General features: G+C 58.5%; 16 protein-coding genes. 15 read left to right on the forward strand and 1 reads right to left on the reverse strand.

Features of this window, described 5'->3' with window-relative positions:
- Nucleotide 1: 1 nt before the first annotated feature.
- The 9 genes from AC1RL5_RS00240 (at nucleotide 2) to AC1RL5_RS00280 (ending at nucleotide 5,835) form a co-directional block, all read left to right on the forward strand.
- Nucleotides 2–976, forward strand: a complete 975-nt coding sequence (locus AC1RL5_RS00240) for a phage replication protein (RefSeq protein WP_492589083.1) — start codon at nucleotides 2–4, stop codon at nucleotides 974–976.
- The gene (locus AC1RL5_RS00245) at nucleotides 963–1,763 is read left to right on the forward strand and encodes a hypothetical protein (protein WP_492589082.1); all 801 of its coding nucleotides are present in this window, start codon (nucleotides 963–965) and stop codon (nucleotides 1,761–1,763) included. Before AC1RL5_RS00240 ends, AC1RL5_RS00245 begins: the two co-directional genes overlap by 14 nt.
- Nucleotides 1,756–2,343, forward strand: a complete 588-nt coding sequence (locus AC1RL5_RS00250; protein WP_011062057.1) for a DUF1367 family protein — start codon at nucleotides 1,756–1,758, stop codon at nucleotides 2,341–2,343. The genes AC1RL5_RS00245 and AC1RL5_RS00250 overlap by 8 nt, the downstream gene beginning before the upstream one ends.
- Nucleotides 2,340–2,954 carry a recombination protein NinG gene (locus tag AC1RL5_RS00255; protein ID WP_492589081.1) on the forward strand — a complete coding sequence of 205 codons (615 nt, stop codon included), beginning with the start codon at nucleotides 2,340–2,342 and terminating at the stop codon, nucleotides 2,952–2,954. Before AC1RL5_RS00250 ends, AC1RL5_RS00255 begins: the two co-directional genes overlap by 4 nt.
- Nucleotides 2,951–3,637, forward strand: coding sequence for a hypothetical protein (locus AC1RL5_RS00260; RefSeq protein ID WP_410037360.1), 687 nt, complete (start codon nucleotides 2,951–2,953; stop codon nucleotides 3,635–3,637). The genes AC1RL5_RS00255 and AC1RL5_RS00260 overlap by 4 nt, the downstream gene beginning before the upstream one ends.
- 267 nt (nucleotides 3,638–3,904) lie before the next feature.
- Nucleotides 3,905–4,408, forward strand: a complete 504-nt coding sequence (locus AC1RL5_RS00265; RefSeq protein WP_015636180.1) for an SHOCT domain-containing protein — start codon at nucleotides 3,905–3,907, stop codon at nucleotides 4,406–4,408.
- Between the two features lie 309 nt (nucleotides 4,409–4,717).
- A complete protein-coding gene (locus AC1RL5_RS00270) occupies nucleotides 4,718–5,038 on the forward strand; it encodes a hypothetical protein (RefSeq protein ID WP_492589080.1) in 321 nt (106 codons plus the stop codon).
- Between the two features lie 126 nt (nucleotides 5,039–5,164).
- Nucleotides 5,165–5,494 carry an MFS transporter gene (locus AC1RL5_RS00275; RefSeq protein ID WP_492589126.1) on the forward strand — a complete coding sequence of 110 codons (330 nt, stop codon included), beginning with the start codon at nucleotides 5,165–5,167 and terminating at the stop codon, nucleotides 5,492–5,494.
- On the forward strand, nucleotides 5,491–5,835 hold the full coding sequence (locus AC1RL5_RS00280) for a hypothetical protein (protein ID WP_492589079.1): 345 nt from the start codon (nucleotides 5,491–5,493) through the stop codon (nucleotides 5,833–5,835). Before AC1RL5_RS00275 ends, AC1RL5_RS00280 begins: the two co-directional genes overlap by 4 nt.
- Nucleotides 5,836–5,904: 69 nt before the next feature.
- On the opposite strand, the gene AC1RL5_RS00285 is transcribed toward AC1RL5_RS00280, so the two are convergent.
- Nucleotides 5,905–6,438, reverse strand: coding sequence for a hypothetical protein (locus tag AC1RL5_RS00285; RefSeq protein WP_492589128.1), 534 nt, complete (start codon nucleotides 6,436–6,438; stop codon nucleotides 5,905–5,907).
- On the opposite strand from AC1RL5_RS00285, the gene AC1RL5_RS00290 reads away from it, so the two are divergent.
- The 6 genes from AC1RL5_RS00290 (at nucleotide 6,424) to AC1RL5_RS00315 (ending at nucleotide 11,787) form a co-directional block, all read left to right on the forward strand.
- Nucleotides 6,424–7,047: a putative metallopeptidase gene (locus AC1RL5_RS00290; protein WP_492589078.1), complete on the forward strand. Its 624-nt coding sequence runs from the start codon at nucleotides 6,424–6,426 to the stop codon at nucleotides 7,045–7,047. The genes AC1RL5_RS00285 and AC1RL5_RS00290 overlap by 15 nt on opposite strands.
- 31 nt (nucleotides 7,048–7,078) lie before the next feature.
- Nucleotides 7,079–7,540, forward strand: a complete 462-nt coding sequence (locus AC1RL5_RS00295) for a DUF2280 domain-containing protein (RefSeq protein WP_492589077.1) — start codon at nucleotides 7,079–7,081, stop codon at nucleotides 7,538–7,540.
- Nucleotides 7,527–8,828, forward strand: a complete 1,302-nt coding sequence (locus AC1RL5_RS00300) for a terminase large subunit domain-containing protein (protein ID WP_159892771.1) — start codon at nucleotides 7,527–7,529, stop codon at nucleotides 8,826–8,828. Before AC1RL5_RS00295 ends, AC1RL5_RS00300 begins: the two co-directional genes overlap by 14 nt.
- Nucleotides 8,825–10,243, forward strand: a complete 1,419-nt coding sequence (locus tag AC1RL5_RS00305) for a DUF4055 domain-containing protein (RefSeq protein WP_492589076.1) — start codon at nucleotides 8,825–8,827, stop codon at nucleotides 10,241–10,243. The genes AC1RL5_RS00300 and AC1RL5_RS00305 overlap by 4 nt, the downstream gene beginning before the upstream one ends.
- Entirely contained in the window at nucleotides 10,218–11,306 is a 1,089-nt protein-coding gene (locus tag AC1RL5_RS00310) for a minor capsid protein (RefSeq protein ID WP_492589075.1), read from the forward strand. Before AC1RL5_RS00305 ends, AC1RL5_RS00310 begins: the two co-directional genes overlap by 26 nt.
- A 70-nt stretch (nucleotides 11,307–11,376) precedes the next feature.
- Entirely contained in the window at nucleotides 11,377–11,787 is a 411-nt protein-coding gene (locus AC1RL5_RS00315) for a hypothetical protein (RefSeq protein ID WP_146043138.1), read from the forward strand.
- The last annotated feature ends 30 nt before the right edge of the window (nucleotides 11,788–11,817 follow it).

Below are 11,817 nucleotides of genomic sequence, written 5' to 3' on the forward strand. Positions count from 1 at the left end.
CATGCAATTCACCGTCACGATCAACCAGGTGAAGGCGCTTGAGTGGGGGCTGAACTCTCAGCAGGCCCTGCTGTTCGCTTTTATCTACGGCTGCCCGAGCTGGACAAAGCCGATCAAGACTGACGACGGGATCTTCTTCGCGCTGAGTAAGGCCAAGATCATTGAGGAGCTGCCGCTTCTCACCGACAAGCCAGACACTGCCTATCGCATGCTGAAGGCCCTGGAAGAGGCTGGCTTAATCGAGCTTTCCAGCACTTCCAACATCACGCTTTTCCGGCTGACCGAAAAGGCCGTCGAGTGGAATCAGAAGATTGATGGGTCGGAAAAATATCCGACCCCAGCAGAAAACAAAGGTCGGAAAAAAATCCGATCTACCTCGGATAAATCTCCGAGCAAGGTCGGAAAAAAATCCGAGCAAGGGTCGGAAAAAAATCCGACAAATCAGGATACCAATCATCAGGGTACTAATCAGGATACCAGTCAGGACTTGAACGGCGGCTCCGAAGAGCCGGCCGTATCCGATGGGTTGGTGGTACTTGATCGCATTGAGGTGCCCCGAGTCGAAATTCCCGCCGACATGCCGGGCCCGAAAGACCAGACCTGCAAAACCTTCAAGGCCTGGGCGAACTACGCCATGGCCTACCGCAAGCGCTACAGCACTTGGCCGGTGTGGAATGCCAAGGTTGGTGGCCAGCTCGGCCAATTGGTCGACCGCCTCGGCGCCGATGTCGCCCACCACGTCGCAGCGCACTACCTGAAAACCAGTGATGCCGCCGTTCTGCGCAAGTGCCACAGCCTCAACGAGCTGCTGGTCAACGCTGAGAGCTATCACACCCAGTGGGTGACTGGGCAGCGCATCAATGGCACCACGGCCCGCCAGCAGGAGCGCACTGAGGCAAACCTTTCCGCTGCTGAGCAGGCCGCTCAATTGGTCCTGGCCAGACGCCAGTCGGGAGAGCGCAATGAGTACCTTTGAAATGAACGACGCCCAGGTCGCCGGGCTGTCGTCTGCGATAGTTGCTACTGCTGAAGCAATGGGGCATGAGATGAACCCCGGGACCGCGGCGATCATGGCCGAGGATCTGTGCGCTTATCCGGTGTCCGTTGTTCGTGCAGCGCTGAAGGCCTGCCGGCTTGAGGTGAAGGGCAAGCTGGTCATGGGCGAAATCATGCAGCGCGTCCAAGCAGCCGATGGGCGCCCGGGAAAGGATGAGGCCTGGTCAATCGCCCTTACCGCTGCCGATGAGATCGAGACTGTGGTGATCACTTCGGAGATTCAGCAGGCCATGACCGCCGCAGCGCCAATCCTCAGGTTGGGCGACAAGGTCGGGGCTCGTATGGCGTTCATGGACGCGTACGCGCGCCTAGTGAAGACCGCCCGAGCTGAAGCGGCCCCTGTGTCTTGGTCTGTGTCCCTGGGCTTCGATCCAGGTCGCCGAGTTCTCGCTATCGAGTCTGCGGTCCGGATGCAACTGATCACTCAGCAGGCGGGCACTCAGTACTTAGCCGACCTGCGCATTGCGCCGATCACCCCCGACGGCCAAGCCATAGCCGGCCTGCTCACTGGTTCCCCAGTTGAAGCATCACCAGGCCTGCGCAAGAAGCTCGCCGAGGTTCGTGAAATTGTCGACGCGGCCAAGGCCCGGAATGAGCGCCTGCGCCTCAAGAAGGTCAAGGCGGCGCGAGTCGACACTTATCTGCGCAAGCGTAAGGCTCGAAAGGTCATCGCTGCCGCTCAACGCAAGGAGGCCAACCATGGCTGAGCTCGCCCTTATTCGCACCGCCCAGGGCCTGGTCCCGGCCACCGAGGCAGACCGTGAAACCATCCAGTGCTGGAAGGCTGGCCAGGTCATCCACGGTAAGTTCACCAAGATGAGAAACGCCCGGTTCCACGGCAAGTTCTTCGCGATGCTGGATCTGGCATGGGAGTACTGGGAGCCGGTCGGGGGCCTGATCCCGCGCCAGGAGATGCGTGGCATCCGCGGTCTGGCCAAGTTCTTCGAGGCGCAGAACGGCAGGCCAGGACAGCTATCGAATGCGGTTGATGCCTACATCGCCGGGCTTGAACAGGCTCGCGCCGAACGCTTCCCCTCAGTCGACAAGTCCCGTGAAGCCTTCCGTGAGTGGGTGACCATCGAGGCCGGCCACTTCCACCTGGTGCGTACTCCCGACGGCGTCCGCAAAGAAGCCAAGTCCATCAGCTGGGCCAATATGGACGACACCCAGTTCGAGCCCCTGTACCGCGACGTCTTCAACGCCTGTTGGCGTCTGGTGCTGTCCGCGCACTTTGAAACCGAAGAGGCCGCCCTGGCTGCTGCTGATCAGATTGGGAGCTTTGCATGAAGCGCACCCCACTACAGCGCAAAACCCCGCTCGCGTCCGTCGGCAAGCGTCGCAAGCGCTGTCCATCTTGCCGGGTAATGTTTACGCCTGCGCGCACCTCCCAGGCCGTATGTGGGGAAATCGAGTGCGCCATCGCTCATGGCCAGTCAGAGAAGGGGCAGGCAAGCGCCCGGAAAGCCCTGGCTGCTGTTGAGCGCCGGGAGATCAAGGTCCGCAAGGAGAAGCTGAAGAGTAGGGCGGACCACCTCCGAGAAGCCCAGGCCGTGTTCAACGAATGGGTACGCCTGCGCGACGCTGATCTGCCCTGCGTCAGTTGCGGGCGGCACCACGACGGCCAGTATCACGCAGGCCATTACCGCACCGTAGGCGCGAACCCAGAAATCCGCTTCGAGCCCTTGAACGTCTGGAAGCAGTGCGCCCCATGTAACACGCACCTATCCGGCAACTTGGTGAACTACCGGCTTTCGCTCCTGGAGAGAATCGGCGCCGAGAAGCTGGATTGGCTGGAAGGTCCGCATCCCGCATGCAAGCACACCATCGAAGAGATCAAGGCCATCAAGGCCGACTACCGCGAAAAGATCAAAGAACTGAAAAGGGGGATCGCAGCATGAAGCTGATCAACGCAAGGCAGGTATGGACAGAGGCACAGCACGAATCGAACGCCTCGATCTGTGCTGTGGCAATTGAGCGGGCCGAGTCGGCATCGGTGAAGACTGGCGGCCGTATTGGCAAGCGCGAGGCGCAGTTCCCGGCGCTGGGCAGCGAGAAAGGGGAGGAGGCCGCTCGCTTCTCGGTTCCGGGGCAGCGGATCAGCATCAGTGAGACACGCCGTACGCCGATTGGCCGGTCCACAGCCCGCGCTGCGCACCTGGCCACGATCGGCAAGGTACTACGCGCCATCGACACGCTGCCGTTCCAGGTGCAGCAGTTCGGGCACTACCTGTATCACCCGGCAATGAACATGCGGCACCTGCTGAATGCAGTGCTGCTGGTCACCGCCAAGGCCGAGTTGCCAGACCTAACATCAGCCAAGCGTGTGAAGGCTCAGTATCTGGTAACCCTGGCCCTGCAGTCCTACAAGGGTGAGGCTCACGGCGCGGCAGAGTGGGGGCCGGCCCGGGTCGCCTCTGAGATGAAGGAGTTCTTCGGTGTCACTATCGAGCCTAAGCATTGGAATCGTGACTGGCTCGCCTTATGGGAATCACTGAAAGCAGTGATCAAGGAAGTGGATATTCAGGCTCAGCAGCCGATCTGGCAGGTGATTCACTCGGAAAATGATGAAAGAGCGGCATAAAGATATTGACATGGTGGGGTTTTGTGCGTACTTTTCCCATAGTGCACAAGTAACGCGAAACGCACACGAAACCCTGGACCCGGCCAAGCGCCGGGTTTTTTATTGCCCGAAACTCGCCGTCTTAGTTCCAGCGGTCGAGAAGTCGCCTTGTAAGCTGATGAGCTAAGTCGTTAGTGGGGTCTGGTGTGGCGTGATGGCTTTTGGCTGGCATGGCTTTGGGCTCTTGGATATGATCCGGCAAAGGGGCCAATCACAAGGAGCTTCGAAGTGGCTGATGAGTCGAAACATGTCGCAAAATTCAGGGCCAAACATCTTCAGAGCGGTGAGCAGATTCTCGCCTGGGGTGAGGGCTACATCGGCGAAATGATGGGCAAAGGGAAGGATGCTCAACACAACGGTGTATTGATCATCACTGGCTCTAGGGCGGCTTTTTACCGGAAGGGGCTTTTTGGCGAGGTCATCGAGACCATGCCGCTGAAGGGCATCACCTCGATCGAGCGAAAGTCTTTCATGGGGCACCGTTCGCTCCGCCTACATACATCGCATGACGCGCTTGAGTTCAAGACCTTTAAAAAGGAAAAGGAGCAGGCGCTATTTGATGCAATTGAAGAGGGCCGCCATGCAGGCGCTCAAGCAGCGGCTCCAGCAGCACCACCGGCAGGCGGTGACGCCATGGCAGCGCTAACTAAGCTGGGCGAGCTCAAGGCTGCCGGCGTGCTGACTGAGGAAGAATTCAGCGCCAAGAAAGCTGAATTGTTGGCTCGACTCTAAAGCAGCGGTCAATTGTACCTACTAGAGCCTCGGCATTTACCGGGGTTTTTTCGTTTATGGCTTCCCACACCCTTTGCTCCGAGCTGCTAATACAGGTGGGCAAACAGGGTTCAAAATACTGGTTGCATGTACAGTATTTTGTTGAGATAGTCATTCCGCTCCTCGGACGCACAGGATGTGGATATCAGCTCGATATAGGGTCTGACCTACAGGTGTCCGAGTGAAAGCCTTGAGCCTCGAGCCATCGCCTTTGAGCGACATGAAAGCGGAATTCTCCGCACCACTCATTTCACTCAAAAGGTACATCTCATGACTCAAGTTACTGTGGGTAGCAAGTTCATCAACCAAGTAGGTTACAGGCAATACGTCAATGCTCTTGTAGAGCCTGCGGCAAACACTACTGGCATCGTCATTCGTACGGTCTCAGCATGCGGTGGCCGTTTGTATGCGGATACCGTGAAGCCGCCTCTCAGCCATCGAATGGATAGCTACCCTGCAATTTTTGCGGCGTCGTCCGGTTCCAACTTCGACACTCTTCCTTATGAGCTGGTGGTTCCGGCTGGGCTTGGTATTTTCTGGGCCCCTGCGAATGACAACTCCAGCGTATGGATGACCTACGACAACCTGTAAGCGTTCATGAGCGTCCGGCTTTTGTGCCGGACGTTCTGCTTCCTGCAAAAAGCGCATGAAATGCTCAATTCCATTGAGCTTCCGATGTCCCCCTTTTATTTGATTCATGCCCATGGAGTCGAGCGCATGGAGTTTCTGTACCGCCTGCTCGACAGGCTTGATACGTGGTTTACCGCGGGGCTGCTTGGTGCCCTTGGTGCGAGCTGGTGGCACCGCGACGACCTGGTAGACCGAAAGGCCTGGGCCGTCTTCATCTTCTCGGGTGCCGTCTGCGCCCACTACCTGACTGGACTGGTAAGCGCTTACCTGGGAGTGGTCGAGCCCCGTAGCGTTGCCGGTATCGGTTTTCTGCTCGGCACCTTCGGCGGTTCGTTGATCGCCGCCATCACCCGGGCAATCAAAGCTGCTGACCTTTGGGCGTTCATTCGTTCGAAGTTCGGGGGAGGTGGCGCATGATTCTGGAGCACGTTGCAACGTGGTCGGCCGGCCTGATCGCGCTATGGGCGACCTGGTGCTGCTTGAGCGGGAAGGTCCGTGATGGCGTGCTGGGGAAGTTGATCTACGCGACTATCGCGCTGAGCGGCTACGCGCTCCTGGTACGCAACGATAGGCTGATCATGTCCCAGTCGGTGGCAGAGGCGACGTTGTACGCCTCCCTGGCCCTAGCTGGCGTTCGGCACGTCTTCATGGTCACTTACTGGCAGCGGGTGAAGGTCTGGCTATGCAGGACGCTGAACTGTGAGCACTGCCTGCACTGCGATATGCGCAAGGACAGCGTCGAGCGTAGGAAACCATAGGTCGCGACACGTTTCGCGAATATTAAAACTGTGTCGCGATACTCAGATGCAGGGGTACTCAATTATTGTTTAGCTCGTCCAGTTCATCGCTGCGTTGACAGCTAAGCCGTAACCCTTGCTCAACACTTCTCCAGCCAGCTCTTTCAGTTTTCCGGTGGCACCGTCCGCAGCTGCAGCTGCCAGTCTGCCGCCGAGTGTTTCGCCGCCTACGCTCTGAGGTACAGCCTTTAGAACCTCCAAGGCTTTGGCGGTTAGGGTGCATGCCTCAAAGGTATAGCGGTATGACGAGATGTGGCGGGAGACAACATACCCAGACTCGATCAGCCACTGAATTGTATTGTCGAAAAACTCAAGCGGTTCACCGCCCTGGGACAGTTCGTCCTGGTTGAGTGGCTTGTCGTAAACCAAGGCGTCAGCAAACTGCATTACGTGCAGATCAATAGCAATCGGGAAGCTTTGATACAGCTTCGAGAAGACCAGGCCTGTCAGTTCGTCGAATCGTTCGATATTTAAATCTGCCATTTTTAACTGATGCTCCCAGTAGGTTGTTTCATTCCAATGTCGAAAATTTAAAGTTTGAGGTGGAGCATGGGAAGGCCGCATCCTCCGACATCACTCCTTGAGCTTTCGGATTTGTCTGGATTTGGCATTCGCTTGGTTCCAGCGCCTGATGTGTGGAGTTGGATTCAGCTTGAGATTCTCGCCGACACCGGCAGCATCAACAACGAGGACCATGCTCACCTACTGGATGCAGACATCCAGGTCATGTGGGCATCGTCGAGCTTCGAGAAGCAAGGGCGCACAGTCCTGGGCCAGGCCGAGCAAGTGACCTTCCGCGCCGGCGGTTGGCAGAAAGCTCGGATGGAGCAACAGATGCGTGATTGGTTCGGCGATGTGCCGGCCTTCATCATCACCCTGGCTGCCGACTACTGCGCTCAGTGCTCCGACGCTGACTTCTGCGCCCTGGTTGAGCACGAGCTCTACCACATAGCCCAGGCGACCGATAAGTACGGCCAGCCAGCCTTCACCCAGGAAGGCGCACCCAAGCTGAAGCTGCGCGGACACGACGTCGAAGAGTTCGTCGGTGTGGTCCGCCGCTACGGTGCGAGCCCTGACGTTCAGGCCCTGGTAGATGCTGCAAACAATCCTGCTGAGGTGGGGAAATTGAACATATCGAGGGCCTGCGGAACCTGTCTGCTCAAGTCGGCCTGACCCCAGACAGACCTAAGACGGAAATTACCCTATGGCAGCCCTGAACAACGAGGTGAAGAGCTTCATCGTTCAGGCCTTGGCGTGCTTCGATACTCCGTCGCAAGTTGCAACAGCTGTCCGAGATGAATTCGGCCTTGAGCTGACCCGCCAGCAGTGCGAGGCACACGATCCGACAAAGCGCGCCGGGCGTGATCTGGCCAAGAAGTGGCAGACCCTGTTCCACGACACCCGCAAGCGATTCCGCGAAGAGACAGCTGATATCCCGATCGCCAACCGCGCCTTCCGGCTTCGCGCCATGAACCGCTTCGTGGAGAAGGCCGAGACGATGAAGAACATCGTCCTGGCCATGCAGATCCTGGAGCAGGCAGCCAAGGAGTGTGGTGATGTCTTCGTCAACCGAGCCCGCAAGGACGAGCCGGACGACGAGCCGCTGATCCCAAGCCGCATCCAGGTCGACGTGGTAGATGCGAGGAAGCCGAATGCCGAGCCTTAACATACCCCAGGCTCAGTTCCTTACGCTGCCCCACAAGTTCCGCGCTTTCGTTGCTGGCTTTGGATCCGGGAAGACCTGGGTAGGTTGCTCCGCGCTGAGCAAACACTTCATGGAGTGGCCCGGCGTCAACGCTGGCTACTTCGCGCCAACCTATCCGCAGATCAGGGACATCTTCTATCCGACCATGGATGAGGTGGCCTATGACTGGGGGTTGAAGACCAAGATCAACCAGGCGAACCATGAGGTTCATATCTACAGCGGCCGGCAATGTCGCGGCACAGTGATCTGCCGGTCGATGGAGAAGCCACAGACCATCGTCGGCTTCAAGATCGGCCACGCCCTGGTGGATGAACTGGACGTGCTGACGTCGATCAAGGCGCAGCAGGCATGGCGCAAGATCATTGCCCGGATGCGCTACAACCTGCCGGGCCTGAAGAACGGCGTAGACGTCACCACGACGCCCGAGGGCTTCAAGTTCGTCTTCCAGCAGTTTGTGAAGCAATTGCGCGACAAACCGGCGCTCAAGGAGATGTATGGCCTGGTCCAGGCCAGCACCTTCGACAACGAGCTGAACCTGCCCGACGACTACATCCCGTCGCTGATGGAGTCGTACCCCGAGCAACTGATCAGGGCCTACCTGAACGGCCAGTTCGTCAACCTGACGTCCGGATCGATCTACCACGCCTACGACCGCAAGCTGAACCAGTGCTTCGACACGGTCCAAGCAGGCGAGCCTTTGTTTATCGGGATGGACTTCAACGTTGGCAAGATGGCGGCGATTACCCACGTCAAACGCGACCAGGGGCTGCCCAGGGCAGTAGATGAGCTGATCGATGGCTACGACACGCCGGACATGATCCGCCGCATCAAGGAGCGCTACTGGCAGCACGACGGCAACGACTTCAAGAAGACGTGCGAGATCCGGATCTACCCGGACGCCTCGGGCGACTCGCGCAAGTCGGTCAACGCCAGCATGACGGATATCGCCATGCTCAAGCAGGCCGGCTTCTCGGTCATCGCGCCGGCGGCCAACCCGCCAGTTAAGGACCGAATCAACGCCATGAACGCCATGTTCTGCAATGCCCAGGGCGAGCGGCGTTATCTGGTGAACCCGTTTACCTGTCCGACCTACGCCGACGGCCTGGAACAGCAGGTATGGGCGCCCAATGGCGAGCCCGACAAGTCACAAGGAAACGACCACGCCAACGATGGCGGCGGTTACTTCATCCACCGCGAGTACCCGATCATCAAACCGGTCACCGCTATCAAAATGGGATACGCCCGATGAGCAACGACGTCTCCTTCAAGCGGGCGGACTACATTGAGGCCCTGGGCCGATGGGCAACAGTGCGCGATGTGTGTGCCGGCCAGCACCGGGTTGTCGACCGGCTGCCGTACATCAACGCACACGACAAGTCGCCGGAGAACCAAGACCGGAACCGGGCCTACCGCGAGCGAGCAGTGTTCAAGAACGCCACCGGGCATACCCGAAACGGGTTGCTGGGCCTAGCGTTCCATAAAGACCCGACACTGGTGGTATCGAAGAAGCTGGAGTACCTGCAGGACAACGCCAACGGCTCAGGCGTGAGCATCTACCAGCACTCCCAGGGCACGCTTGAGAAGGTGCTGGAGGCTGGAAGACATGGCCTTTATGTCGACTACCACCAGGACGACGGCATCGGTGGCCACTCGGTGATCCTGTCCTACTGCGCTGAGGACATCATCAACTGGCGTACCGGGATGGTGAATGGTCACAGTGTGTTGACCCTGGTGGTGCTGCGAGAGGCGCCGGAGGAGGAAGACGGCTTCGGCTTCAAGGTGATTGAGCAGTATCGAGAGCTGGCATTGGAGTCTGATGGCTTCGTCTGTCGGGTCTGGCGTCGATCAGGCCCGAAAGGTGGCGGCCCGCTGGTGATCGTTGAGGAGTTCAGGCCTGAAGGCGGCGCCGGGCGCCTCAAAGAGATCCCGTTCACTTTCGTCGGCGCCCAGAACAACGACCCGACCATTGATGAGTCGCCGCTCTACGACATCGCCATGATCAACCTGGGCCACTACCGGAACAGCGCCGACTACGAAGACAGCGTCTTCTGGTGCGGCCAGGCTCAACCGTGGATCTCCGGCTTGGATGAGCAGTGGCGCGACTGGATGGAGAAGAACGGAGTCTATGTCGGCTCCAGGGCGCCGATGATGCTGCCTGCTGGTGGTTCCTTCGGGTACGCGCAGCCACTACCGAACACTCTGGTCAAAGAGGCCATGGCCGACAAGAACCAGATGATGATCGAGCTGGGCGCTCGCATGGTCGTAGCGTCTCTATCGTCCAAGACGGCAACCGAGGCCCGCGGCGATCAGTCTGCATCGACTTCGGTCCTTGCCGGGTGTGTGGCCAACGTCAGCGAGGCCTACACCAGGGCGCTCATGTGGTGCTGCGCGTACATGGGTATCACTGACAAGAAGGTCTCTTACCAGGTCAACCAAGAGTTCGTGGAGCTGACAGCTGATCCGCAGATGATCACCGCGCTCGTTGGGCTCTGGCAGAACGGCGGATTCGCGAAGGCTGACCTGCGGGCCTACTTGCGCAAGCTGGGGCTGATCGCCCCTGAACGCACGGACCAGCAGATCGATGGCGAGCTGCAGGAGCAGGGCGACGGCCTGGGCCTGGACGACGAGGACGAACCAAATGGCGGCAAACCAAGCAATCCTTGACGCCACGCTCCGGCACGCGGTCTTTCTCGAGAAACTGAAGGCGGGGGAGGTGAGCAAGTTCACCCCCTTCCTCAAGGAGATCGACCGCTCTATTCGTGACCGGCTCACCCGGTCGGACCTGACCGAGTACAACGTTAAGCGCCTGGAAGCGCTGCTGAAGGAGGTCGATAGCCTGCTGCTGGGCATCTTCGACCGCTACAGCATGCAACTGAACCTCGACCTGGTGGACATTGCCAACTATGAGGCTGAGTTCGAAGCCGCCAGCCTTGCCCGGTCGGCGCCGGTTGGCGTATCGCTGGATGTGGCGGCACCCACTGTTGCCGCTGTTCGCACTGCAGTCCTGACAAACCCGCTCAGTGTGCGCGGCACCGGTGGCGGGAAGCTGCTGAAGGCCTTCATCAAGGGTTGGACCACTGCCGAGCGCGAGCGCGTTACAGGCACGATCCGGCAGGGCTTCTTCGAAGGACAGACGAACTTTCAGATCATCCGCAACATCCGCGGTACCAAGGCGGCCGGCTACAAGGACGGCATTCTGGCCACAACTAGCCGCAATGCCAGCACTGTAGTTCACACCGCAATTCAGCATGTGTCGTCCCAGGCGCGCATGGAGGTGGCCAAGGCCAACACGGACATAGTGTCCGAGGTTGAGATGGTCGCCACGCTGGACAGCAAAACTAGCCAGACCTGCCGATCGATGGATAAGCGGCGGTTTCCGGTCAACTCCGGGCCCCGGCCGCCGTTTCACCCGAACTGCCGGACAACCTTCGTCCTCATCACCAAGCTGAGCGCGGCTTTCGCCAAAGGCGCTACCCGGGCCTCTTTCGGTGATGGCGGTCCCCAGCAGGTCAGCGCAAGCTTGGACTATTACCAGTGGCTTCAGCAGCAGCCTGCGGCGTTTCAGGACGTGGCAATCGGGCCTGTCCGGGGCAAGTTGTTCCGGGAGGGCGGATTGACCGTGGAGCGGTTCGCGGCACTGCAGCTGGATCGCAACTTCGCGCCGTTGACCTTGGCACAGATGAAGGGGCTGGAGCCGTTGGCGTTTGAGAGAGCTGGGCTGAAGTAGGCTTAGTTGCGTACGCCATGCCTGGCGGGGTATCAATAGGGCTCAAGCCCACCCCCAAAGGAGTTGTCAAATGGAAGCAGGGAAAACAACGGTTACTGGTGATCAGCTAGTGCGCACGGTTAGAGCCTATTGCTTGATAGATAATCGATGGCTGACAGAACAAGAAAGCTCAACATTTCGTGATGCAGTGGGCGAGGCTTGGAGTGGTACTTATTACGAGTCCATATTGAATGTGCTGGGTGTTAGGAGGCGAATGGCAAAATATGGTCCCCTACTTTCGGTGTTTGCTCTGCCATTTAGTCAATCCTTGTCGAAGTTTCCTGAAGTTTCAAGAATTCTGTCCGAAAAGTACGGCTATGTTTTGATTTTCCATAGTGAAGATATGGCTGGGGTGCAGCTTTATTTTGTGGAGCGTAACGCTATTGCTTTGGATGCCGCGCTAAGCCGGTTTGCAAACTTGTTGCACTTGAAAAACATCTGACTCGAATACTCATGACAAACCCCGCATATG

It is taken from the genome of Pseudomonas sp. GW822-FHT06D10, from assembly GCF_058799535.1.